General features: G+C 71.0%; 19 protein-coding genes. 6 read left to right on the top strand and 13 right to left on the bottom strand.

Annotated features, from left to right (window positions below):
- Nucleotides 1–41: 41 nt before the first annotated feature.
- The 3 genes from ACFWSK_RS20620 to ACFWSK_RS20610 form a co-directional block, all read right to left on the bottom strand.
- Nucleotides 42–1,631: a von Willebrand factor type A domain-containing protein gene (locus tag ACFWSK_RS20620; RefSeq protein ID WP_383788084.1), complete on the bottom strand. Its 1,590-nt coding sequence runs from the start codon at nt 1,629–1,631 to the stop codon at nt 42–44.
- Nucleotides 1,632–1,757: 126 nt separating this feature from the next.
- Nucleotides 1,758–2,636, bottom strand: coding sequence for an ABC transporter permease (locus ACFWSK_RS20615; RefSeq protein ID WP_383788082.1), 879 nt, complete (start codon nt 2,634–2,636; stop codon nt 1,758–1,760).
- Nucleotides 2,633–5,296 (bottom strand): alpha/beta fold hydrolase, encoded by a 2,664-nt coding sequence (locus ACFWSK_RS20610; protein ID WP_383788080.1) that lies wholly within the window; start codon nt 5,294–5,296, stop codon nt 2,633–2,635. The genes ACFWSK_RS20615 and ACFWSK_RS20610 overlap by 4 nt, the downstream gene beginning before the upstream one ends.
- Before the next feature lie 551 nt (nt 5,297–5,847).
- Here ACFWSK_RS20610 and hemC point away from each other — a divergent pair.
- A complete protein-coding gene (gene hemC, locus ACFWSK_RS20605; protein WP_383788077.1) occupies nt 5,848–6,780 on the top strand; it encodes a hydroxymethylbilane synthase in 933 nt (310 codons plus the stop codon).
- Between the two features lie 30 nt (nt 6,781–6,810).
- On the opposite strand, the gene ACFWSK_RS20600 is transcribed toward hemC, so the two are convergent.
- The 8 genes from ACFWSK_RS20600 to iolC form a co-directional block, all read right to left on the bottom strand.
- A complete protein-coding gene (locus ACFWSK_RS20600; RefSeq protein ID WP_383788074.1) occupies nt 6,811–7,245 on the bottom strand; it encodes a DUF6892 domain-containing protein in 435 nt (144 codons plus the stop codon).
- Nucleotides 7,246–7,294: 49 nt separating this feature from the next.
- Nucleotides 7,295–7,918 carry a DUF4291 domain-containing protein gene (locus ACFWSK_RS20595; protein WP_383788072.1) on the bottom strand — a complete coding sequence of 208 codons (624 nt, stop codon included), beginning with the start codon at nt 7,916–7,918 and terminating at the stop codon, nt 7,295–7,297.
- Between the two features lie 46 nt (nt 7,919–7,964).
- Nucleotides 7,965–8,996: an aminoglycoside phosphotransferase family protein gene (locus ACFWSK_RS20590; RefSeq protein ID WP_383788228.1), complete on the bottom strand. Its 1,032-nt coding sequence runs from the start codon at nt 8,994–8,996 to the stop codon at nt 7,965–7,967.
- A gap of 116 nt (nt 8,997–9,112) precedes the next feature.
- Nucleotides 9,113–10,615 carry a CoA-acylating methylmalonate-semialdehyde dehydrogenase gene (gene mmsA, locus ACFWSK_RS20585; RefSeq protein ID WP_383788069.1) on the bottom strand — a complete coding sequence of 501 codons (1,503 nt, stop codon included), beginning with the start codon at nt 10,613–10,615 and terminating at the stop codon, nt 9,113–9,115.
- Between the two features lie 14 nt (nt 10,616–10,629).
- Entirely contained in the window at nt 10,630–12,531 is a 1,902-nt protein-coding gene (gene iolD / locus ACFWSK_RS20580) for a 3D-(3,5/4)-trihydroxycyclohexane-1,2-dione acylhydrolase (decyclizing) (protein ID WP_383788066.1), read from the bottom strand.
- Nucleotides 12,528–13,418 (bottom strand): 5-deoxy-glucuronate isomerase, encoded by an 891-nt coding sequence (iolB, locus tag ACFWSK_RS20575; RefSeq protein WP_383788225.1) that lies wholly within the window; start codon nt 13,416–13,418, stop codon nt 12,528–12,530. Before iolB ends, iolD begins: the two co-directional genes overlap by 4 nt.
- A gap of 35 nt (nt 13,419–13,453) precedes the next feature.
- Nucleotides 13,454–14,341 (bottom strand): deoxyribose-phosphate aldolase, encoded by an 888-nt coding sequence (locus ACFWSK_RS20570; RefSeq protein ID WP_383788064.1) that lies wholly within the window; start codon nt 14,339–14,341, stop codon nt 13,454–13,456.
- A complete protein-coding gene (gene iolC / locus ACFWSK_RS20565) occupies nt 14,338–15,393 on the bottom strand; it encodes a 5-dehydro-2-deoxygluconokinase (RefSeq protein WP_383788061.1) in 1,056 nt (351 codons plus the stop codon). Before iolC ends, ACFWSK_RS20570 begins: the two co-directional genes overlap by 4 nt.
- Nucleotides 15,394–15,535: 142 nt before the next feature.
- On the opposite strand from iolC, the gene ACFWSK_RS20560 reads away from it, so the two are divergent.
- Entirely contained in the window at nt 15,536–16,489 is a 954-nt protein-coding gene (locus tag ACFWSK_RS20560; RefSeq protein WP_383788059.1) for a sugar phosphate isomerase/epimerase family protein, read from the top strand.
- Nucleotides 16,490–16,688: 199 nt separating this feature from the next.
- Nucleotides 16,689–16,886, top strand: coding sequence for a helix-turn-helix transcriptional regulator (locus ACFWSK_RS20555; protein ID WP_383788056.1), 198 nt, complete (start codon nt 16,689–16,691; stop codon nt 16,884–16,886).
- Between the two features lie 73 nt (nt 16,887–16,959).
- On the opposite strand, the gene ACFWSK_RS20550 is transcribed toward ACFWSK_RS20555, so the two are convergent.
- On the bottom strand, nt 16,960–18,018 hold the full coding sequence (locus ACFWSK_RS20550) for a zinc-dependent alcohol dehydrogenase family protein (RefSeq protein ID WP_383788053.1): 1,059 nt from the start codon (nt 18,016–18,018) through the stop codon (nt 16,960–16,962).
- 43 nt (nt 18,019–18,061) lie between these two features.
- Nucleotides 18,062–20,437 carry an MMPL family transporter gene (locus ACFWSK_RS20545; protein ID WP_383788050.1) on the bottom strand — a complete coding sequence of 792 codons (2,376 nt, stop codon included), beginning with the start codon at nt 20,435–20,437 and terminating at the stop codon, nt 18,062–18,064.
- 158 nt (nt 20,438–20,595) lie between these two features.
- Here ACFWSK_RS20545 and ACFWSK_RS20540 point away from each other — a divergent pair, with 158 nt between their 5' ends.
- The 3 genes from ACFWSK_RS20540 to ACFWSK_RS20530 all read left to right on the top strand — a co-directional run bounded on the left by ACFWSK_RS20540 (nt 20,596) and on the right by ACFWSK_RS20530 (nt 24,415).
- Nucleotides 20,596–21,411: a TetR/AcrR family transcriptional regulator gene (locus tag ACFWSK_RS20540; protein WP_383788047.1), complete on the top strand. Its 816-nt coding sequence runs from the start codon at nt 20,596–20,598 to the stop codon at nt 21,409–21,411.
- A 150-nt stretch (nt 21,412–21,561) separates the two neighbouring features.
- On the top strand, nt 21,562–21,870 hold the full coding sequence (locus ACFWSK_RS20535) for a heavy-metal-associated domain-containing protein (RefSeq protein WP_383788044.1): 309 nt from the start codon (nt 21,562–21,564) through the stop codon (nt 21,868–21,870).
- Between the two features lie 127 nt (nt 21,871–21,997).
- Nucleotides 21,998–24,415: a heavy metal translocating P-type ATPase gene (locus tag ACFWSK_RS20530; protein ID WP_383788041.1), complete on the top strand. Its 2,418-nt coding sequence runs from the start codon at nt 21,998–22,000 to the stop codon at nt 24,413–24,415.
- Nucleotides 24,416–24,680 lie beyond the last annotated feature (265 nt).

Genomic DNA, 24,680 nt, shown 5'->3' with positions numbered 1-24,680 from the left:
AGGGCGCTACGGAACGCCGCCCGCCGCTTCGTGACGGCTTCTCAGCCGACCTCGCCCTCCCCCTGGCCCTCGTACGGTGCGTCATCACCGCCCGTGATCGCGTCGGCCTGTTCGATCGCCGTGGCCAGCTTCGACACGGAGCTGTCCTCGGTGGCAGCCGCCAGTTTCTTTGCCCTGGCGGAGAGTTCACCGAGCTCCGGGGTGCCGGGCACGCTTCCGCCGCGCAGCACGTCGGCGAAGTAGGCGGCCACGGCCGTCACCTGGAGCCGGCTGTTGTCGCCGCCCCACAGCGGACCGTCGATCTCACCGGTCTCCACCGATCCGGTCTCCTCGTGGGCCTTCCGGGTCTTCGGGTCCTGCCAGCGCACGGTCGCGGTCGCCACGTGTCCGGACGCGCCGTCGCGGAGGCGTACGGCATAGAGCGCCGTCACCGTGTGGCCGGGGCCGATCTCGCCGCCGTCCACGCTGTCGTCGCGGAAGTCCTCGTCGGCGACCTTGCGGTTCTCGTAGCCGATGAGCCGGAACTGCTGGACGGTCTCGCGGTCGAAGGCCACCTGTGCCTTGGCATCGCGGGCCCGCAGTTGGACATGGGCGGGCAACTGGTCGACGAAGACCTTGCGGGCCTGCGTCTCGTCGGAGATGTAGGTGGTGTGGCCGTCGCCCTTGTTGGTGAGGCGCTCCATCAGCTCGTCGCCGTAGTCGCTGCCGACGCCCACGCCGAAGAGGGTGATGCCGTACTCGCGGCGGGAGGAGTCGATGCGTTCGAGGATCGCGTCGGCCTCCGTCTCCCCGGTGTTGGCGAGCGCGTCGGACAGCAGCACGACCCGGTTGCTGGCGCCCTTGCGGTGTCCCTCGACGGCCTCGTCGTAACCGCGCCTGATGCCGGCGTCCACATTGGTGGAGTCCTGCGGTTCCATGGCCTCGACGATGTCCCGGACCTTGGTGCGGTTGCCCTGGAGGCGGGTCATCGGGAGGCGGGTCTCGGCCTGGTCGCTGAAGGTGACCAGGGAGACGGAGTCGTCGTCGCGCAGTTCGTCGGTGAGGATGCCCAGGGATTTCTTCGCCAGGTCCAGGCGGCCCGGCTCGGCCATCGACCCGGAGATGTCGACGACGAAGGTGAGTGCGGCGGGAGGGCGTCCGCTCTGGCCGGTGGCGGCCTTGGTGGCCAGCCCGACCCGGACGAGCGACCAGTCGCCGGCCTCGCCCCCGGCCCGTGCACCGTCGACGGTCACCGAGAAACCGTTGTCCTCGGGCCTCTGGTAGCCCTGGCGGAAGCTGTTGACGAACTCCTCGGGCCGCACGGTCTCCGGTCCGGGCAGCCGCCCCTCGCCCAGGGTGCGGCGCGCATAGCCGTAGCTGGCCGTGTCCACGTCCAGGGCGAACGTCGACAGGTAGTCCGGCGTCGCCACCTCGCGGCCCGCTTCCTCCCGCTGTTCCGGACGGACCTCGTCCGCCGCCCCGCCGGGCGCGGTCGCGGCAGGGGCCGGCGCCCCGCCGTACGAACCGCCGGCACCGGTCCTACGGTCCGCGGAGGCCGCCCCGTCCGACCCCGCGCCGCAGCCGGTGAGCAGCATTCCGCCCGCCAGCAGCAGCGCGAGCGCCCCGCTGTACTTCGCTGTCCCGCGTTGCATCGGTACCCCCCACGTCGTCGACATCTGTGAATGTGACGTACCGGCAGGGGCGAAAAAGCAGACGAACGAGTTGCGGATCAGTCTCGATGCGGCAACGGCGGGCGGAATCGGCACGGAATGTCGACGTCAGGACACGATGTCCTTACGACTGAAGCCACGGAAGGCGAGGGCGAACAGGATCAGGGCATAGGTGACGGACACCGCGGCGCCCTTGGCCATGCCGCCCCACTCCAGATCCGGCTGAAGCGCGTCCGCCCAGGCGAACTGCCAGTGCGCGGGCAGGAACTCACGCCAGGTGCCGAGTGCGGTGACGGCGTCCAGGACATTGCCGACGATGGTGAGGCCGACGGCTCCGCCGACCGCGCCCAGGGGTGCGTCGGTCTTCGTCGACAGCCAGAACGCCAGTGCGGCGGTGACCAGTTGGGAGACGAAGACGAACGCCACCACGAGTGCGAGACGCGGCACCGTGTCCCCGGTGGCGAGTGCCCCGCCGGTGGGGAGTTCCAGCGGCCCCCAGCCGTACGCCGCGGCTCCCGCCGCGAGGGCGACCACCGGCAGCAGCACCATGGCGGCCAGGCTGAAGCCGAGCGCGACGACGAGCTTGCTCCACAGCAGCCGGGTCCGTGGCACGGGCGCCGCGAGCAGGTAGCGCAGGGAGGACCAGCTGGCCTCGGAGGCGACGGTGTCCCCGCAGAACAGGGCCACCGGCACCACCAGCAGGAAACCGGCCGAGACGAACAGGCAGGTCGCGGCGAAGTTCGCGGCGGAGGCCGTCGCGGTGTCCATCAGGGTGAGCCGTTCACCGCCGCCCGGTCCGCCGTCCGGGGTGCCGCCGATCGCGAAGGCGATGATCAGGATGAACGGCAGGGCGGCCAGCACCCCGCCCATGAGCAGGGTGCGGCGCCTGCGCAGCTGCCGCATCGCCTCGACACGCAGCGGGAGCGTGCGGCGGGCCCGGTAGCCGGGTGCCTCGGGGGCGTGTGTCACATCGACTGCGGCACTCATGCGGAGCCTCCGGAGATCAGGGTGAGGAACGCGTCCTCCAGGCGGCGGTGCGGGCCGACGCCCGTCAGCGGCAGGTCCAGTCGAACCAGTTCGGTGATCAGCTCGGAGGAGGTGGCACCGTCGAGCCGGACGAGCAGGCCGAGCCCGTCGCCCGTACGCACCGCCGATCCGATCCCCGGGAGTGCGGCGATCTTCTCGACGAGCGGTTCGGTGACCTCCCGCGCGGTGGTGACGAGCAGCATGTCGCCGGAACCGGTGATCTCGGCGACGGGTCCGGCCTGCACGAGCCGGCCCCGGTCCATGACGACGAGATGGGTGCAGGACTGTTCGACCTCGGAGAGGAGGTGGCTGGAGACGATGACGGTCCGTCCCCCGGCCGCGTACCGGATCATCACGTCGCGCATCTCGCGGATCTGGGGCGGGTCGAGGCCGTTGGTCGGCTCGTCGAGGATGAGGAGGTCCGGCATTCCGAGCATGGCCTGGGCGATGGCGAGCCGCTGCCGCATGCCCTGCGAGTACGTCCGTACGGCGCGGGCGAGGGCGTCACCGAGCCCGGCGATCTCCAGGGCTTCCTCGATGTGCGAGTCCTCGGCGGGCCGCCCGGTGGCCTGCCAGTACAGCTCCAGGTTGGCGCGCCCCGACAGGTGCGGCAGGAAGCCGGCCCCTTCGACGAACGAGCCGACCCGGGAGAGCACGGGCGCGCCCGGCCGGATGGCATGCCCGAAGACGCGGATGTCGCCGTCGTCGGGCGTGATGAGCCCCATGAGCATGCGCAGGGTGGTGGTCTTCCCGGCGCCGTTCGGCCCGAGGAGTCCCAGCACCTGCCCCTTCTCCACCCGGAAGGACAGCTCCCGGACGGCGTACCTGTCGGCGGACTTGGCGTACTTCTTCGACAGGCCGGTGATCTGGAGCGGTACGTCGGCGAGCGCCGGGTCGGGTGCCGGGGTCGCGGTGCGGCGGCGTGCGGAGAGCAGGAGCGCCGCGGCGATCACGACGGCCGCGGCCGGAAGTCCCCAGGTCCACCAGGGCAGCGCCGTCGACGCGGTCCTGACCTCCGGTGCGGTGGGGAGGTTCAGCGGGCCTTCGAGCGAGGCGGTGTACGTGGCGGGGGCGGCCGGGGAGGCGTAGCCGAGGTCGGTGGCGGACAGGACGAGGCGGAGCCGGTGTCCGGAGTCGAGCTCGTGGTCGACGGCCGGGAGGGTCAGCTCGATGGGCCTGCCCTGCTGCGCGGGCGTGATCCGGTGGGCGGTGACGAGCTGGGAGGGCAGCACCTGCTGCTTCCCGTCGGGCGATACGTCGTAGACCTTGCCGAACAGCACGGCGTCGCCGCCGCCGCTTCCGCTGTCGGCCGTGACGTTCACGCGGACGGTGGGTGCCCCGGTGACGCGTACGGATTCGGCGAGCGGCCTGGAGTCGAACCGGGCGTACTGCCCGGGGAAGTCGAGCGAGAGCCCGACGCCGAAGGAGGACAGCTGTGAGAGTCCGCCGCCGAGTCCCGGCACGGCCGAGATCGCGGGCGGACTGGCCCCGGCGGGGTTGTGGAAGGTCTGTTCGCCCCCGGTGAGCGCGATCTTCTCGCCCTCACTCCTCAGCCCCGGATAGCCGTCACTGCTCGCGCCCCGCTGCTGGGCGGCCCCGTCGGTGGAGTCGATGCCGCCGGTACGGGTGACGCGGAAGGCGGGGCCCGTGTCGGCGCCCTTGTCCTCCTTCAGGTACCGGTCGAACCACGAGCCGACCCGGCTCGTGATCCGGTCCCCCTCCGCGTCGCCGCCGTCGTGCCCGCCCGCGATCCAGTCGACGGAGACGGGCGCGCCGTTGCCGCTGATGGCCTTCGCCATGGCGTCGGCGTGGTCGAGCGGGAAGAGGGAGTCCGACTGGCCCTGGACGATCAGTGCGGGCACCTTGATGCGGTCGGCGACGGCGACCGGGGAGCGCTCGGTCAGCAGCTCACGCGCGGCGGCGTCGGGCTTCCCGCTGACGGCGACCCGCTCGTACATCTCGCAGAGCTGCTTCTCCAGCTGCCGGCAGCCGCCGCCTGTGGTGACGAAGATCCCGGCCCAGAGCTTCTTGAAGACGCCGTCCGGGAACAGCGCATCGGCCAGATTCCAGTAGGTGATCACCGGTGCGACGGCGTCGACCCGCTTGTCGTGCCCGGCGGCGAGTAGCGAGACGGCGCCTCCGTAGGAGACCCCGGTGAGGCCGACCCGGGGGTCGCCCTTGCCGTCGAGCTCCACCTCGGGCCGGCCGGCCAGCCAGTCGATGAGCCCGGACACGTCCTTGACCTCGGCGTCGGGTGCGTTGAGCGAGATCTCCCCGCCGGTCTTCCCGAACCCGCGGGCCGACCAGGTCATGACGGCGTATCCGTCGGCCGCCAGCTTCTGGGCCTGGGCCCGCGCATCGGCCTTGCTGCCGCCGAAGCCGTGCCCGATGAGCACGGCGGGCCGGCGCTCCGAACCCCCGGCCGTGAAGTACGAGGTGTCGATCGGCACCCCGTCCAGCCGCAGCATCCGGTCCTCGCGCTGCACGGCGGGACCGCTGTCGTCGGCAACCGCGGTCCACGTGCCGCCACCCGCGAGCACGACGAGCGCGGCGAGGCCCGCGGCCCATCGGCCGCGCTTGCGTGGCAGCCGGGGCCGCCACCGGGAAGTTGGGGAGTCCATACCCCGACCCTAAGCGGGAGGCAGCACTCCGAAAGAGGCCGCCAGGGGGAAGTACCCGGCCTCCCTCAGAGGTACGCGGCTCCCCCGCCGTACTCCGTACGCGGTACACCGCCTCCCGCGACATCGGCTCCCGTGGCGTTGGGCGCCGGGCCGCGCCGTGGCGAAGCGGCCGGTTCGCCAACCGAATCCCAGCCAGGCCCGCCACCGTCACTGCTGGAAGTCGCGTACTCCACAGCAGGGGAATGGCCCGCCCCGCGCGCACCGGGAACCGAGGCATGACGGAGTACACCGCGATGCTCAAGCGGGCCGGCGCGGAAAAGCGGGCCGGCGCGGACAGCATCCTCACGTTCGCCGCCGAGCGGGTAGCCACCCACCTGGCGGACACCCGTGGATGAGAACCTGCCGCGACCCAGGTGGCTCCCGGCCACCAGCCCCGCGTCGACGCTTTCCTCGAACAGTTGCCTGGTCACGTCAACTTGCCTTGAACCGCCACGACATGGGCATCAGAGCGGGTCGCCGGATCCGGTATCTGACGGTCTATCGTGGACGTCATGGCCGCAGATCTCATTCGCATCGTGTCCCGCGACTCGCCCATGGCGCTCGCCCAGGTGGAGCGTGTCCGCGCCGAACTGGCCGCGCTCCACCCCGACATCCGCACCGAGGTCGTCGCCGTGAAGACGACCGGCGACAAGTGGATGGGCGACCTGGCCCTGGTCGAAGGCAAGGGCGCGTTCACCAAAGAGGTCGACCAGGCGCTGCTCGCCGGGGAGGCGGACCTCGCGGTGCACTGCGTAAAGGACATCCCCGCCGACCGGCCCCTGCCCGCCGGCACGACCTTCGCCGCGTTCCTCGAACGCGACGACATCCGGGACGCCCTCATCCACCCGGACGGCCTGCACCTCGACCAGCTCCCGTCCGGGACCCGGATCGGCACCTCGTCCGTACGGCGCATCGCCCAGCTCGCCGCCTCCCACCCGCACCTCGAATGCGTACCGATGCGCGGCAATGCCAACCGCCGCCTGGAAAAACTCGCCGCCGGTGAGGCCGACGCGCTGCTCCTGGCCGCCTCCGGCCTGGAGCGCATCGGCCGCACCGACGTGATCACCGAGATCCTGTCGCCCGAGGTCATGTGCCCGCCGATCGGAGCCGGCGTACTCGCCCTTCAGTGCCGAGAAGACGACACCGAGCTCATCGACCTCGTGAGTGCGCTCGGCGACCCCGACACGCACCGCGAGACGACGGCCGAGCGCATGTTCCTCCACGTCCTGCAAGGACACTGCAACTCGCCCATCGCCGGGTACGCCCAGGTCGAGGGAAACGGTGAACTCTCGCTGCGAGCGAAGGTCTTCACCCCCGACGGGAAGACGGTTCTGAACGCCCACGAGTGGGCCGGCCGCCTCGACCCCGCAACCCTCGGCACATCCGTCGCCGTCGCCCTGCTACGCCAGGGCGCGCGAGAGCTGATCGACGGCATCGCGCACTGACAGAGCGCGGTCGCCGAGCACGCTTTGTGACTAGCGTGCCTCGATACCCCTGGCGGCCAGGATCTCCAGGGAGCCGGGGAGCATGTGCTCCAGTTCGCGCGCACCGGTGAAGAGCTTGAGGTTCGGCAGCAGGTCCAGGTCGTCGAGGGAGCGGACGTCGAACAGGTCGTCCTCGCCGTCCCAGACCGGGGCGCACTCCATGAAGACCTGGTGCCCGCCGTCGGACGTCAGTTCCTCCACGGTAGCGAGCAGCTCCGCAGGGATCTCCAGCTCCTGGAAGTACGCGCGGGGCTCGTCGAGGACGGTGTACGCAAGATCGTTGTCCTCGACGTAGGCGTCGAGGTCGTCGACGCCGTGTGTCCGCATGTGCTCCCTCAGGCTGAACGCGGGCGCCAGCGTCTCGTCCCAGTACATGAGCTTCTCGACGACGAGGAGCTTGAAGTTGAAGTCACGGAAGACGGTCATGGGACACGTATATCAACAGGGTCCGACATCACGGTGGCCGTTGCCGGCGTCAGCCCCCGTGCGCCTCGGGTGATGTAGGCCGGGGCACTCTTCCGGTGGCGGGCCAGGGGGTTTCCCGGGGCAGCAGCGCGGTGGCGGCCTCGGATTCGCCTGCCCGGACCAGGGCGTGGATCTCCTGGGCGAGTGGGGTGACGTCACGGATGCAGACCGTCCACTCGTCCGCGTACCGCCGGGCCGCCTCACCCGCGAGGCCGAGTTGCAGGGAGCGGTGCGGGAGCGGGTTCAGGTGGAGGTCGCGCTCGGGGTCCCACTGGACGCGGGTGGGCGCCCGGCGCAGGTCGCGCTGCCAGGTGGCCTGGTCCGGGTGCACGCCCCGTACGTAATGGGAGAGTTCGGCGTTCTCCAGCGCCCAGGAGAGGCCCTCGCGGGTGATCTCGACGGCGAGGACGGTCTCCTGGCCCTCCTTCGTCGCCCAGCCGCAGCGATACATCATCCACAGGAAGCTCGGCTTGATCCACGTCATGCGGTCACGCTTCCAGGCGGCGGGGAAACGGCCGTCGCGCGCGGCCGGGAGTCCGATGGACGGCGGGTACGCCTGGTAGACGGTGACGGTCGACGCGGTGTGCTGGGCGCGGATCTCGTGGGACGGTGCGGTCAGGGGCTGTGCGGTCATGGCGTACACGATGGCGCGGACCGGCCGGAGCCTGCCACCGGGTTTTCTACGGGCGTTGCGAGGGAACGGGCGACAGCCTGGGCCAGCGTGTCAGCATCCGGTGGCGCAGGTCAGCGGCGAGAGTGCTCAGAGCGCCGAGCTCCGGGTGGTCCGTGGTCAGTTCGGCGACGACCCGCAGACGGTGGACGAGGCGGCCCCGGGCGGTCGTGGTGCCCCACGTCCAGTCCTGTTCCGGGATACGGGCCAGATGGTCGGTGGAACCGCGGTGGGCCCGCTGGATCAGGGCGTCGCCCCGGATCAGCCAGCCCGCGCACGCGTCGGTGAGGCCCGTGGCGTCGAGTTCGGTGCCGGTCGCGGTGTGCCAGGCCGTGCGGTAGGCGGCGGTGGCCCGGTCCAGCAGCGGTTCGGCCGCGGCGGTGACGCACCAGCAGGTCGGGAAGCCGATGCGCAGGTAGGCGAGTTCCATCAGGCCGTTGCCCAGCGATGCCTGTTCGAAGTCGATGAACCTGATGCCGTCGGTGGTGTGCAGATCGTTGCCGGGGCACGGGTCCCCGTGGAGCAGGGCATTCACCGGAGCGTGGGCGAGCCGGTGGACGACAGCCTCCAGCTCGCCCCGCACGCCCGGTGGCACCGGGGCGCCGAGCGTGGCGGCCAGGGTGAGGAAGGAGGTGACGTCGGCCTCCGTCGGGCCCTGCCAGCGGGGAAGCGCCCCGGTGTCGCCGGGTTCCGCGGTGGCGTGCAGCCGGGCCAGGGCGGCCGCGTAGCCGACGATCCAGTCTGCGGCCGGACGTCCTTCGTCCACATGCTCCAGGACCAGCACCCGTTCCTCGGGGTCGGTGCCCAGCAGCGCGGGCACCACGGGGCTCGCGGCGCGGGCGGCGATCCTCAGCGCGGCGACCTCGCGCCCGTACCGTTCCTCGGCGCCGGGCCCTTCGACGAGCTGTTTCAGCACCGCCGCCCGCCCGTCCAGCTCGATGCGCCAGACCCGGGAACGCGGGCTGCTCTCCAGGCCGCGGGCGTGCTGGGGTGCTCCCAGTTCCGCGCGCAGCGTTTCCCCGAACGGCAGTGGTGACCCCATCATCCGGCCAGCATTTCATCTGTCGGCTGCGCGCGAGCGGGTATGGCGGAGCCCCCGCCCGCTGTGTGCGGGCGGGGGCTCGGTGGATCCGGTGCGGGGATCAGTGGTTGCGGGGATCAGTGGTTGCGGGGGAAGCCCAGGTCCACGCCGGAGGGGGCGTCCGCCGGGTCGGGCCAGCGGGTCGTGACGACCTTGCCGCGGGTGTAGAAGTGCACGCCGTCGTTGCCGTAGATGTGGTGGTCGCCGAAGAGCGAGTCCTTCCAGCCACCGAAGGAGTGGTAGCCGACCGGCACCGGGATCGGCACGTTGACGCCGACCATGCCGCACTCGATCTCCAGCTGGAAGCGGCGGGCGGCGCCGCCGTCGCGGGTGAAGATCGCGGTGCCGTTGCCGAACGGCGAGGCGTTCATGAGGGCGACGCCCTCGTCGTACGTGTCGACGCGCAGCACGCACAGGACCGGGCCGAAGATCTCGTCCTTGTAGGCGTCGGAGTCTGTCGACACGTTATCGAGGAGGGACAGGCCGATCCAGTGGCCGTCCTCGAAGCCCTCGACCGTGTGACCGGTGCCGTCGAGGACGACGTCCGCGCCCTGGGCGGCCGCGCCCGTGACGTAGGAGGCGACCTTGTCGCGGTGGGCGGCGGTGATCAGCGGGCCCATCTCGGAGGTGGGGTCGTTGCCGGGGCCGATCTTGATCTTCTCGGCCCGCTCCTTGATCTTGGCGACGAGCTCGTCGGCGATGGAGCTGACGGCGACCACGGCGGAGATCGCCATGCAGCGCTCACCGGCGGAGCCGTACGCCGCCGAGACCGCGGCGTCGGCCGCCGCGTCCAGGTCGGCGTCGGGCAGGACCAGCATGTGGTTCTTGGCCCCGCCGAGTGCCTGGACGCGCTTGCCGTTTGCCGAGGCGGTGGTGTGGATGTAGCGGGCGATCGGGGTGGAGCCCACGAAGGAGACCGCGGCGACGTCAGGGTGGTTCAGCAGCCCGTCGACGGCGACCTTGTCACCGTGCAGGACGTTGAGGACACCGTCCGGCAGACCGGCCTCGGCGGCCAGTTCGGCCAGCAGGTTGGCGGCCGAGGGGTCCTTCTCGCTGGGCTTCAGGACGAAGGTGTTGCCGCAGGCGATGGCGAGCGGGAACATCCACATCGGCACCATGGCCGGGAAGTTGAACGGCGTGATGCCGGCGACGACACCGATGGACTGGCGGATCGAGGAGACGTCGACCCGGCTGGAGACCTGGGTGGACAGCTCGCCCTTGAGCTGGGTGGTGATGCCACAGGCCAGCTCCACGATCTCCAGACCGCGGGCGACCTCACCGAGCGCGTCCGAGTGCACCTTGCCGTGCTCGGCCGTGATCAGAGCGGCGATGTCGTCGCGGTGAGCGTCGAGCAGCGCGCGGTAGCGGAAGAGGACCGCGGTGCGGGCGGAGAGGGAGGACGTGCCCCACGTCTGGTACGCGGCCTTCGCGGCGGCGACCGCGGCGTCCACCTCGTCGAGCGAGGCGAGCGCGACCATGGTGGTAACGGCGCCGGTGGCGGGGTCGGTCACCGGACCGTGATTGCCCGACGTGCCCTCGACGCTCTTGCCGCCGATCCAGTGGTTGACGGTCTTCGTCATGACTACGTGCTCCTTCAGAGGTGGCGGCGTCGGGCTGCGACGTGGCGTTCGTACTCTTCTCTGGCCTTGACCGCCGACGGGCGGGTCGCGGTTTCGGCTACCGGAACATCCCACCACGCCTGCGCCGGAGGGGGGCCCGACACAGTGTCTGCCGTTTCGGTCTCGACGTAGACACAAGTAGGACGGTCCGCCGCACGGGCCTCGGCGAGGGCTTCGCGCAGGTCAGTCACGGTCTCGGCGCGTAGGACGCGCATGCCGAGTGAGGCCGCGTTGGCCGCGAGATCGACGGGGAGGGGCAGCCCGGTGAAGCTGCCGTCCGCCGCCCGGTGGCGGTAGGCCGTACCGAAGCGCTCGCCGCCGACGGACTCGGACAGACCGCCGATCGAGGCGTAGCCGTGGTTCTGGAGGATGACGACCTTGATGGGCAGCCCCTCCTGCACAGCGGTGACGATTTCGGTGGGGTTCATAAGATATGTACCATCGCCGACGAGTGCCCAGACGGGCCTGCCCGGGGCCGCCAGCTGGACTCCGATCGCGGCGGGGATCTCGTATCCCATGCAGGAGTAGCCGTACTCGACGTGGTACTGGTCGGCGGATCGGGTCCGCCAGAGCTTGTGCAGGTCGCCCGGGAGCGAACCGGCTGCGTTGATCAGGATGTCGTCCTCGGTGACCAGGGTGTCGAGTACGCCGAGGACCTGGGGCTGCGTGGGGCGCGCCGTGGGGCCCGCCGGGGTGTAGGCGGCGGTGACCCGGTCCTCCCACCGGGCCTTGGCCGTGCCGTACCCGGCTTCGTACGCCGCGTCGACCCGGTACGGGGCGGTGTCCAGGCCGCCGCGCAGGACTTCGAGCGCCTCGCGGGCGTCGGCGAGCACGGTCAGCGCGGAGAGTTTGTGCGCGTCGAAGGAGTTGATGTTGACGTTGACGAAACGGGCCGACGGGGCGAAGAGCGTCGACGAGGCGGTGGTGAAGTCGCTGTAGCGCGTGCCCACTCCGATCACCAGATCGGCCGCGCGGGCGAGTTCGTCGGCGGTGGCCGTGCCGGTGTGCCCGATGCCGCCGACGTCGCAGGGGTGGTCGTGGGGAAGGGAGCCCTTGCCCGCCTGGGTGGAGGCGACGGGGATGCCGGTCGCCTCCGCGTAGGCGCGCAGAGCCGCCTGGGCGCCGCTGTGGCGTACGCCGCCGCCCGCGACGATGAGCGGGCGTGCGCTCTCGCTGATCGCCTGGGCTGCCGCGGCCAGTTCGCGGTCCTCGGGACGGGGTCTGCGGATGTGCCAGACCCGCTCCCGGAAGAACTCCTCCGGCCAGTCGAACGCCTCCGTCTGGACGTCCTGCGGCAGCGCCAGTGTGACGGCGCCGGTGGCCGCCGGGTCGGTGAGGACGCGCATCGCGGCGAGGACGGCGGGGATCAGCGCCTCGGGGCGGCCGACCCGGTCGAAGTATCTGGACACCGGCCGCAGACAGTCGTTGACCGAGACGTCGCCCGCGTACGGCACTTCGAGCTGCTGGAGTACGGGGTCGGCGGGCCGGGTCGCGAAGGTGTCGCCGGGGAGGAGGAGGACGGGCAGGTGGTTCACCGTGGCGAGGGCGGCGCCGGTGACGAGGTTGGTGGCGCCGGGGCCGATGGAGGTGGTGACGGCCTGCGTGGAGAGCCGGCCGGACTGGCGTGCGTAGCCCACGGCCGCGTGCACCATGGCCTGTTCGTTGCGGCCCTGGAGGAAGGGCATGTCCGTCGGTCCGGACTCGATGAGCGCCTGCCCGATCCCGGCGACGTTTCCATGGCCGAAGATGCCCCATGTGGCGGCGATCAGGCGCCTGCGGTGGCCGTCGCGCTCGGTGTACTGACGGGCGAGGAAGGCGACGAGGGCCTGGGCCGTGGTCAGCCGACGGGTCACCGGTCGGGCGGGTGAGGGGGTCATCGGCCGGCCTCCGGACCGTAGAGGGGGAGCCGGGGATCGACGGGCTGGGCCGGCCAGGTCTCGCGGATCCAGCTGTGGTCGGGGTGATCGCTGATCAGCCACTCGCGCTGTTTCCCCGGACCCGCCATCACGTTCAGGTAGTACAGGGTGCGGCCGGGCGGGGCGACGGACGGGCCGTGCCAGCCGTCGGGGATGAGGACCGTGTCGCCGGTACGGACTTCGGCGAGGACATCCGTACCGCCGGTCCGGGACGGTGACACCCGGTGGTAGGCGAGGCCGTCCTCCTCCACCTCGAAGTAGTAGATCTCCTCGAGCACGGACTCGGCTCCGGGCACGTGCTCGTCGTGCTTGTGCGGCGGGTACGAGGACCAGTTGCCCCCGGGGGTGAGGACCTCCACCGCGATGAGGCGGTCGCAGTCGAAGGTGTCGGCGGCGGCGAAGTTGTTGACCTGCCGGGAGCAGTTCCCGGTGCCGCGCAGCTCGACGGGTACCTCCGGCGCGGGGCCGTAGCGAGCGGGGAGTCGTCGCTCGCACTTCGCTCCTGCCAGGGCGAAGCGGCCACCTGCGCCGGAGGCGATCTGTGCGTGGGCGTCACGCGGTAGGTACGCAAAATCGCTCACCCCGCTGAACACACTTTCCCTGCCCAGCAGTTCAAAGATCTCACCTGCCGTGTGCACCGTACAGCCGCCCGTCAACGGCAGAATGATCCATTCACTCTCCCCGGTTACCAGGGTGTGAACACCACCCGGCTCCAGTTCGAGCACGCGCAGACTCGACCGGTCCCATCCGGCCCGTTCCGGGTCGATGTCGAGGGTGTAGGCGTCGCTTCCCGCACTGCCGGCCGGGAGGTGGTGGCGGTTCTGCCGCTGGCCCTCGTACGTCGTCATCTCCATGCCTCTTCCCATGCCCTTCCCACACCCTCCTAGAGCAGTGCCACGGCCGTGTCGACCGCCCCGGCCACATCGCCGTCGGCCGGATAGAGCAGTGAACGGCCCACCACCAGTCCTTGCACGGACGGCAGCCGCAGCGCGCCGCGCCACTTCTCGTACGCCCCGTCGAGGTCGCCGCCGACCTCACCGCCGAGCAGCACGGCGGGCAGGGTGGAGGTCTCCATCACCTGGGCCATGTCGTCGGGATTCTCCGTGACGGGGACCTTGAGCCAGGTGTACGCGGAGGTGCCCGCCAGCCCCGAGGCGATGGCGATGGACAGGGTGACGGCGGCCGCGCCGAGATCGTTGCGGAGCCGGCCGTCGACGCGGCGGCAGAGAAAGGGCTCGACGAAGACGGGCAGTCGGTGGGCCGCCATGTCGTCGATGGCGCGGGCGGTGGTGTGCAGGGTGTCGAGGGAGCCCGGGTCGTCGTAGTCGATGCGGAGCAGCAGCTTGCCCGCGTCGAAGCCGAGCCTGGCCAGATCGGTGGGGCGGTGACCGGTGAACCGGTCGTCCAGCTCGAAGGAGGCGCCCGCGAGTCCGCCGCGGTTCATGGAGCCGATGACGACCTTGCCCTCCAGGGCTCCGAGCAGCAGCAGGTCGTCGAGGATGTCGGCGGTGGCGAGAACCCCGTCGACACCGGGCCGGGACAGGGCGAGACAGAGCCGTTCGAGGAGCTCGAAGCGGTTGGCCATGGCCAGGCCGCGCTCGCCGACGGCGAGCGAGCCGCGGGCCGGGTGGTCCGCGGCAATGATCATCAGCCGGCCGCCGGGAGGGACGAGAGGGCGTCGGCGGCGCCGGGCGGCGGCCTCGGCGACGGCTTCCGGGTGGTGCACCCGCAGCCGGACGAGCTCGGAGGCGGAGGAGGCGGCGGGCGTCATGGGGTCGCTCCGGTCGTGATGACGGCGCCGTCGGCCAGGGCCTGTTCGACCTCGGCCGGATACGGCATCGCGGAGGAGCAGGCCAGGCGGGAGGCGACGATTGCACCGGCCGCGTTCGCGTACCGCATGATGCGCTCGGTCGTCCATCCGGCGAGCAGCCCGTGGCACAGCGCCCCGCCGAACGCGTCCCCCGCGCCGAGTCCGTTGACGACCTCCACGGGCAGGGGCGGCACGTCGGCCGTGGTGCCGTCGCGGTGCACGGCCAGGACTCCCTTGGGCCCCTGCTTGACGACGGCCAGTTCGACCCCGGCCGCGAGCAGGGCGCGGGCCGCCGCGTACGGCTCGCGTTCCCCGGTGGCGATCTCGCACTCGTCGAGGTTGCCGACGGCCACGGTGGCGTGGGCGAGCGCTTCCCGGTAGCGCGCGGGTGCCACGGTGCTGTGGTCGCCGCCCTCCCAGAACATGGGCCGCCAGTCCAGATCGAATACGGTGACCCCGGCCACCCGGTCCGCGGCCGCGCCGCCAGCAGTCGGGGCTTCGGTGCGGGCCTCGTTCAGGAACGCGCTCCGGGACTCGCTCCGGGCTCGGAGTGCGGCGAGGGTGGCGGTGCGGCTCGGTTCGGCGCACAGCCCGGTGCCCGTCATCCAGAACACCCGGGCGGCGCGGACCGCGTCCAGGTCCAGGTCCGCTCCGCGGATCTCCAGGTCGGGCGCCTTGGGCTGCCGGTAGAAGTAGAGGGGGAAGTCGTCCGGCGGGAAGATCTCGCAGAAGGTGACCGGGGTCGGGTACTCCTCGACGGCCGTCACCCACCGGTCGTCCACCCCGAACTCCCTCAGCTGTCCCCGGAGATAGTCGCCGAAGGCGTCCCGGCCCGTCCGGGTAATCACGGCCGCGCGCCGGCCGAGGCGGGCGGCCGCCACCGCGACATTGGTCGGCGAACCGCCGAGGAACTTCCCGAAGGTCTCCACGCGGGCGAGCGGCACACCGGTCTGCAGGGGGTAGATGTCCACCCCGATCCGCCCCATGGTGATCACGTCGTACGGCTCAGGCATACGCATCCCTTCGCGCCGCGGTTCGACCGCGGCCGGACGGCTGGTCCCAGGTCTAGCCCTCCCCCGGAACCCTGTCAACATTTTGTCCGGACATTCGGACGAAGTCTTGACACTCCTCGGCGAGAACCGGAGGGTGGGCGATATGACCTCCTCCGTACCCTCTCCGGCCCGCATCCGTATCGGCTCGGCACCTGATTCGTGGGGAGTGTGGTTCCCCGACGATGAGCGGCAAGTGCCCTGGCAGCGCTTCCTCGACGAGGTCTCCGAGGCCGGTTACGACTGGATCGAGCTCGGGCCGTACGGCTATCTCCCCGTCGACCCGGCCCGGCTGACGGAGGAGACCCAACGCCGTGGACTCCAGGTCTCGGCGGGCACCGTCTTCACCGGATTGCACCACGGCCCCGCCGTCTGGGAACGGACCTGGGCGCATGTCGCGGACATCGCGGCGCTCACCCGGGCCATGGGCGCGGACCACCTGGTCGTCATCCCCTCGTTCTGGCGCGACGACAAGACGGGCGAGGTGCTGGAGGACCGCACACTCACCGCGACGCAATGGCGCGATCTGACGGCGCAGACGGAGCGGCTCGGCCGCGAGGTCCAGGACCGGTACGGGCTGCGCATCGTCGTGCACCCGCACGCCGATACGCACATCGACACCGAGGAGAACGTCAGCCGGTTCCTCGACGCCACCGACCCCGCCCTGGTCTCGCTCTGCCTGGACACCGGCCACTACGCGTACTGCGGCGGGGACAGCGTCAAGCTCATCGAGACCTACGGCGAGCGCATCGGCTATCTGCACCTCAAACAGGTCGACCCCGAGATCCTGGCGGAGGTCGTCGCCGACGAGGTGCCGTTCGGACCGGCCGTGGCCCGCGGAGTGATGTGCGAACCGCCGCGCGGGGTCCCGGCACTGGAGCCGGTCCTGGAGGCCGCCCGCGCCCTGGGCGTCGACATGTTCGCGATCGTCGAGCAGGACATGTACCCCTGCGCGCCCGACAGACCGCTCCCGATCGCCCGCCGCACCCGGGAGTTCCTCCGCTCCTGCGGCACACCACAGAGCTCTCGGAACCCTCGTATCACCCGAAGTCCCCACTGACCTCGCTCTGTCACAGCTGTCACCCCCTTGTCACACTTGTCCCTGTTACGCGGGTCTTCCGTCACAGGCGCCCCACACCCCTCCCCGCTCGTCACTCCGCGTCGTTGACCAGGCGCAGGCTGAGTGATCGTCAGCGTCCATGCCGCACATCCCCCCCCGACGGCCCCGGCCGCCGCTGCGGTACAGAGAGGTGTCACCCATGACGGACAGAAGTCTCTGGTCCTACAAGGACATTGCCACACACATCCGAGTGCAGCCCGACACCATCCGCTCCTATCGCAAGCACGGGCTGCTGCCGGCTCCCGACCATGTGGAGAACGGCAAGCCCTTCTGGTACGCGGACACGGTCCGCGCCTGGGTCGCCTCCCGGCCCGGAAACCGCGGCCGACGCGACTGACCGGACCCCCCCAGAGCTTCCATCTCCCGGGCCCTGCACGGCGATCGGTATCCTTCCGGTTCCGCGCAGGGCCTCAGCCACGCCGCTTCCCGGACGGTTCGATGATCGTCACGCCCGCACCGGGCGCCGCCCCCATCGCGGCGAGCGCGGCCGGTGCCGCGTCCAGCGGAATGGTGGCGGTCACCAGCAGGTCCGGACGCAGGGTGCCGGCCCGCACCATGTCCATCATCGGCCGGTAGTCGTGCGCGGCCATGCCGTGGCTGCCGAGTATTTCCAGCTCAAGACCGATCACCCGCGCCATGGGCACGACCGGGTCGCCGGTCGCGGACGGCAGCAGGCCGACCTGTATATGACGGCCCTGCCGACGCAGGCTCCGCACCGAGGCGGCGCAGGTGACCGGTGAGCCGAGCGCATCGATCGACAGATGCGCGCCTCCGCCGGTGAGTTCACGGACCGCTTCGTCCGCGCCCTCCGGATGGGCGGTGGCGTCCACGCACCCGGCCGCGCCGAAGGCCCGTGCCAGCTCCAGGGCGCGGGGCGAGACGTCGACGGCGACGACTCGCGCGCCGCAGGCCACCGCGATCATCACGGCCGACAGGCCGACCCCGCCGCAGCCGTGCACGGCGACCCACTCCCCCGGCGCCACCCGGCCCTGGCCGACGACGGCACGGAACGCCGTGGCGAACCGGCAGCCCAGTCCCGCCGCCGTGGCGAACGACAGCCCCTCGGGCACGGAGACCAGATTCACGTCCGCCTGCTCCAGAGCCACGTACTCGGCGAAGGACCCCCAGTGTGTGAACCCGGGCTGCGTCTGCCGTTCGCAGACCTGCTGAGCACCGGCGGCGCATGCCTCGCAGCGGCCGCAGGCACAGACGAAGGGCACCGTCACCCGGTCACCGGGACGCCAGTTGACGACGTCGGCTCCCGCCGCCTCGATCACTCCGGCCAGCTCATGGCCGGGGACGTGTGGGAGCGTGATGTCCGGGTCGTGGCCCATCCAGCCGTGCCAGTCGCTGCGGCACAGGCCGGTGGCCTCGACCCGGACCACCACTCCCTGGGCGGAGGGAGCCGGATCGGCCACGTCACGCACCCGGGCCTCCTGCCCGAACTCCTCGAACACAACTGCCCGCATCGGTTCCGCCCTTCGCCTCGCCCGCCGCTCGGAGCCGCCGAATCTACGCCCCGCTGCCGATCTTGTCCCGCTTCTCTCCGGACCCGGATATCCCGCCCGCAACCGCTTCCGCCGCCGCCTCCGGGGCGGAGACGCTCCCGCTCTCCCCGCCGTCCGGGGCCGGGGCACCGGACCGCAGGGGCATCGGCACCGATTCGCCCTCGCTCACCCCGAATCGCCGGTGGAACGCCCGCAGCGGTGCCGGAGCCCACCAGGTGGCGCCGCCCATCAGCTTCATCACCGAGGGCACCAGCAGGCTGCGGACCACCATGGCGTCCATCAGCACCGCCAGCGCGATTCCCAGCCCCAGCATCTTGGTGTTGGTCACCCGCGAGGTGCCGATGGCGACCATCACCACCGCCAGGATCACCGCGGCTGCGGTGATCAGCCCGCCGGTGTGCCGCAGCCCGAACGTCACCGCGTGCTCGTGGTCGCCGCTGCGGTCGTACTCCTCCTTGATGCGGGAGATCAGGAATACGCCGTAGTCCATGGAGAGCCCGAAGGCCACGCAGAACATCAGCACGGGCAGGGTCGTTTCGATGTCACCGGTGCTGGTGAAGTCGAGCAGCCCGGACAGATTGCCGTCCTGGAAGACCCAGACCACCGCACCGAACATCGCGGTCAGGCTCAGGGCGTTCAGTACGACGGCCTGGAGCGGAATCAGCACGCTGCCTGTGAGCAGGAAGACGAGCAGCAGGGTCACCACCACGATGATGCCCACCGCCCACGGCAGCCGGTCCGCTATGGCGTCCTTCGAGTCGACGAGGACGGCCGCCGCGCCGGTCACCGACGTGTCGAAGGGCGCGGGCACCGCTCGCAGTTCCTCGACGAGCCGCTGAGCCTCCTCTCCCACCATCTCCCCTTCCGGCAGCACGCTGAAGTACGCGTACGTACCGGAGGTGACCGGGCCGTCGACCCGCAGGACACCGGGGAGTCGGGCGATGTCGCCGCGCAGTGCGGCGTACTGGGCGGGGGTCGCATCCCCCGAGGCGAGCAGTTCGAGGCCGCCGCCGGGGCTGCCCGGGAAGCCCTCCCGTATGTGCTCCTGCACGACCCGGGACTCGGCTGTCGCGGGCAGTTGGCGGTCGTCCGCCGTGCCGAACTTCACGCCGAGGAACGGCAGCCCGAGCAGGACGAGCCCGGCCGTGGTGACTCCGGCGAACAGGGGAGCCCTGCGCATCACCAGTGCCGCAAGCCGCCCCCATCCCCTGCCCGACCCTTCCGACCCTTCCGAACCCTCCGAACCCGCTGAGCCAGGCCGGCCCGCCACACCGTGCGAACCACGAGGTGCGTCGGTCAGCTGAGCCTTCCGGGTGCGGCGGCGCAGCAGCCTGCGCAGGTCCAGCGAGTTGACCCGCGGGCCGAGCAGCATCAGGGCGGCCGGCAGCAGGATCAGCGCGGCGGCAGCGGCCAGCAGCACGACGGCGATCCCCGCATAGGCGAAGGAGCGCAGGAAGTACTGCGGGAAGACCAGCATCGCCGCCAGCGACACCGCCACCGTCAGCGCGGAGAAGAGCACCGTGCGCCCCGCCGTACGCAGGGTGGCGCCCACCGCGGTCCGGGGGTCGGCCCCCGTGGCCAGCTCCTCACGGAACCGGCGCACGATGAACAGGGCGTAGTCGATGGCGAGGCCGAGCCCCAGAGCCGTCGTGAGGTTCTGCGCGAAGACCGAGACGTCGGTGAACTCGGTGATGCCGCGCAGGACGGCGTTGGTGCCCAGGATCGCCACGATCCCGACGCCGAGGGGCAGCAGGGCGGCGATCGCGCTGCCGAAGACCATGACCAGGAGCACCAGCGTCACCGGCAGGGCGATGAGCTCGGCCCGCAGCAGATCCTCCTCGATGATCGTCTGCATCTCGTGGGCCACGGCGACGGGCCCGCCCACGGAGACCTCCACCGGACCGCGCTCCCCCTGGAACGCGGGAGCTATCCGGTCGAGGATCTTGCCCGCAGCCGTTTCGTCACCCTCGATCCGGGCCGCGATGATCGCTTCGTGCCCGTCCTTGGAGCGCAGCGCGGGCGTCTTGGTCTGCCAGTACGAACCGACGCCCGTGATCCCGTCCTCGCCGGCCAGTCGCTCGGTGAGCCGGGCGGCCTCCGCGGCCACCACCGGATCGTCGACGGAAGCGCTGCCACTGTCGATCAGCAGCAGCAGATTGGGCTGGGAAGCGGGGAACTCGCGCTCCAGCACCTCGGTCGTATAGGCCGACTCGGCATCGGGAGCCTCCCAGCCGCCGCTGCCCATCCGCTCGGCCACCTCACTGCCCGCGAACACGGCGAGAGCCGTGATCACAAGGGCGGCGAGCAGCGCGAATCGCGGCCGCGCGGTGACGAATCGGGTCCAGCCTCCGACACGCGTCGGGCTGTTGACTTCGGACATGGTGCGGTGTCCCCTTCACCGAGACCCGGGCAGCTCAGGGCAGCGTGGGTCAGTCGTTGCCACTTACACTGGCAAACACGAGTCATCGCTCGCGTTTCATTAGAATGCGAGTGATCGCTCGTTTTTGTCAACCGCACCATGAGAGCTGGGGATAGACCGTGTCGGATGCCGGAGCCGGACAAGGCATCGAGCCCACGCCCGCCGACGAGGCCGCACCCGCCGAGGGAGCCGTACCCGTCGATGAGGCCGCGCGCCGCAGCGCGAAGGAGGGTGGCCCCAAGACGGGCGGGACCACCCCCTCCAAGGGGAGCGGAGGCTCCGGGGCCGCCCGCCCGCGCCGCCGCCAGGCCCGCGGCGAAGCCCGTATCGCCCAACTCCTCGACGCCGCCGCCAGCGTCTTCTCCAGCACCGGCTACACCGCCGCCAGCACCAACGCCATCGCCCGCGAGGCCGGCGTCTCGCCGGGGACGCTCTACCAGTTCTTCCCGAACAAGGAGGCCATCGCCATCGAGCTAGGCGACCAGCTCCTCAACCGCTGGCGGGACACCTACGGCGCCGCCTTCGTACCCCGGCACATCGAGCTCCCGCTCGACCGGATGCTCGACGCCATCCTCGACCCGCTGATCACCTTCAACTGCGAGAACCCGGCATTCAGCGTCCTGATGCACGGCTCGGAGATCCCTGGGGCGATCACCAAGGAACACGACACCGTTCACACCACGATGCTCACCCGGGTCGAGTCGATCCTCGCCGGCTACCTCACCGAACTCCCCGCCGCCCAGGTCAGCCGCATCGCGAACATGACCTTCGCCCTCTTCACGGCCGGGATCGACCTGATCATGGGTCACGAGGGTGCCGAACGGGAGGCGTACAGCCAGGAGTTGAAGACGATCCTGTTCCGCTATCTGGACCCGCTGGTCGGCGACTCGGTAATCCCTCCGACTCCGCATGACCCAAAGGGCCACGAAGCATAGGATTTGGGCACCTCGGGAGCCTTGCAACAGGAACAACGAACTCGCATTCATACCCCCTAGGGGTATAGTCTCCCGCATGTGGGGGCGTGCCGGCTCTACCTGGGCTCCCTCGCGTCGCACCCACCTGTGTTTGCCGAAGAGGAGAACGCCATGACCGCCGAGACCGAGACCCCCCAGGCCAGCACCGGCTCCTGCTGCTCGCCCACCGGCTCCTGCCACGACAGCACGACCGACGTCCAGGTGGGCGCCGTCACCACGGTGTACGAGGTCAAGGGCATGACCTGCGGCCACTGCGAAGGTGCCGTCTCCGAGGAGATCTCCGCAATCGCCGGAGTCACCTCCGTGCAGGCGGTCGCCTCCACCGGGCTGGTGACCGTGGCCTCCCAGGCCCCCCTGGACGAGGACGCGGTGCGCGCCGCCGTCGACGAGGCGGGCTACGAGCTCGTCGGCCGCGCCTGAGACTCCGCCGAGTCCCACCGCAGCGCCGCAGCGCCGCAGCACCACCCTCGCTCCATGCCGTCGGGCCGGACCTGCCAGCAGATACTGGTGGGGTACGGCCCGATCTGCGTGACCCAGGAGTTCGGACATGGCCAGCACCACGACAGCCGAGGCCCCGGCCGCGGAGTTCTCCGAGACCGAGCTCACGATCGGTGGGATGACCTGCGCCTCGTGCGCGGCCCGTGTCGAGAAGAAGCTCAACCGGATGGACGGCGTCACCGCCACCGTCAACTACGCGACCGAGAGGGCGCGCGTGTCCTTCGGCGAGGGAACGGAGGTGGCGGACCTCGTCGCCGTGGTCGAGAAGACCGGCTACACGGCCCGCCCCGTACCCCGCCCCGCACCCGCGCCCGCGCCCCCGTCGCCTTCGCCGTCGGGCGCACCGGAGGCCGACGCGTCAAGGCAGTCCGACGCGACGGGACAGTCCGACGCAACGGAACGGCCCGGAGAGACCGACGAGACCGACGCTGCCGGAGAGCCCCAAGAGCCCGGAGAAGCCGCAGCGACCGCGGAGAGCGCGGAGAACGGAACTCCCGACTCCCTGGCCGCCCTCCGGCTGCGTCTCCTCGTCTCGGCCGTGCTCTCCCTCCCCGTCGTCCTGCTCGCCATGATCCCGGCCCTCCAGTTCGACAACTGGCCGTGGCTCTCCCTCACCCTCGCCGCCCCCGTCGTCGTCTGGGGCGGGCTGCCCTTCCACCGCGCCTCCTGGACCAACCTCCGGCACGGCGCGGCGACCATGGACACCCTCGTCTCGATCGGCACCCTCGCGGCGTTCGGCTGGTCGCTGTGGGCCCTGTTCTTCGGGGACGCGGGCATGCCCGGCATGCGACACGGCTTCGATCTCACCGTCTCGCGCGCCGACGCCGCCTCGACGATCTATCTGGAGGTCGCGTCGGGCGTCATCACCTTCATCCTGCTGGGCCGCTATCTGGAGGCCCGGTCGAAGCGGAAGGCCGGATCGGCGCTGCGCGCACTGATGCATCTCGGCGCCAAGGACGTCGCGGTGATCAGGGGCGGCAGGGAGGTGCGCGTCCCGGTCGGCCGGCTCGCCGTCGGGGACCGTTTCGTGGTCCGCCCCGGCGAGAAGATCGCCACCGACGGCACGGTCGTCGAGGGCTCGTCCGCGGTCGACGCCTCGATGCTCACCGGCGAGTCCGTCCCCGTCGACGTGACCGTGGGAGAACCGGTCACCGGAGCCACCGTCAACGCCTCCGGCCGGCTCGTCGTCGAAGCCACCCGGGTCGGCGCCGACACCCAACTGGCCAGGATGGCCAAGCTCGTCGAGGACGCACAGAACGGCAAGGCTGCCGCACAGCGGCTGGCCGACCGGATCTCGGCGGTCTTCGTCCCGGTGGTGCTCCTGATCGCCCTCGGCACCCTCGTCGCGTGGCTCCTGATCACGGACGACGCCACGGCCGCGTTCACCGCCGCCGTCGCCGTACTGATCATCGCCTGCCCCTGCGCCCTCGGCCTCGCCACACCGACCGCCCTCATGGTCGGCACGGGACGCGGCGCCCAGCTCGGCATCCTCATCAAGGGACCCGAGGTCCTGGAGACCACCCGACGCGTCGACACGATCGTCCTCGACAAGACCGGCACCGTCACCACCGGCCGCATGACCCTCCTCAACGTCCACACCACCCACGGCACCACCGAAACCGACGTCCTGCGCATCGCCGGAGCCCTGGAACACTCCTCCGAACACCCCATCGCCCAGGCCGTCGCCGTAGGCGCCGCCGAACGCACCGGCACCGCACTCCCCACCCCCGAGAGCTTCGCCGGCGTCCCCGGTCTCGGCGTCCGCGGCACCGTCGAGGGACATCAGGTGCTGGTCGGCCGCCCCAAGCTGCTCAGCGAGGCCGGTGTCGCCCTGCCGCAGGCACTGACCGACGCCATGACGGACGCGGCGGCAAAGGGCCGTACGGCGATCGCGGTGGCCTGGGACGGCGAGGCGCGGGCGGTCATCGAAGTCGCCGACGCGATCAAGGACAGCAGTGCGGCGGCCGTCGCCGAACTGCGCGCCCTGGGCCTGCGGCCCGTCCTCCTGACCGGGGACAACCGGGCCGTGGCGGACGCCGTCGCCCGTACGACCGGGATCGACGAGGTGTACGCGGAGGTGCTCCCCGAGGAGAAGGTGGAGCTGATCCAGCGGCTCCAGGCCGAGGGCCGGACGGTCGCCATGGTCGGCGACGGCGTCAACGACGCGGCGGCACTCGCCACCGCCGACCTCGGCCTGGCGATGGGGACGGGTACCGACGCCGCGATCGAGGCGAGTGACCTGACGCTCGTTCGTGGAGATCTCAAGGTCGCCGCCGATGCCATCCGGCTCTCCCGCAGCACACTGGCCACCATCAGGGGCAACCTCTTCTGGGCGTTCGGCTACAACGTGGCCGCCCTGCCGCTCGCCGCATTCGGCCTGCTCAACCCCATGATCGCGGGCGCGGCCATGGCTTTTTCGTCCGTCTTCGTGGTGACGAACAGCCTCCGCTTGCGCTCCTTCACGTAATTTCCACAAAGAGATCTAGATCACACTACTTTTGGGGTAACCATCTGAAGGGTTCGCGGGTCTTAGAGTGCGATGCCAAGGATGTCTTGGGGGACGTCCGATGGAGTGTCTTGGGGGACGCTCCTGGCTAGCGTTGGCCGGGGCACGTGCACCGGGGAGCTTTGAGCGGCCCTCCCGTACGTACCCCGGCGGAACGCCGGCGGCATCCAACTGAATACGTACGACCAGCGCGGCACCCGGAGCTTCGGCTCCGCACAGACGCCCG

This window comes from Streptomyces sp. NPDC058620, from assembly GCF_042717135.1.
Lineage (GTDB): Bacteria > Actinomycetota > Actinomycetes > Streptomycetales > Streptomycetaceae > Streptomyces.
Note: the sequence above shows the minus strand (reverse complement) of the source record. Positions and strands in the feature narration are given on the sequence as shown.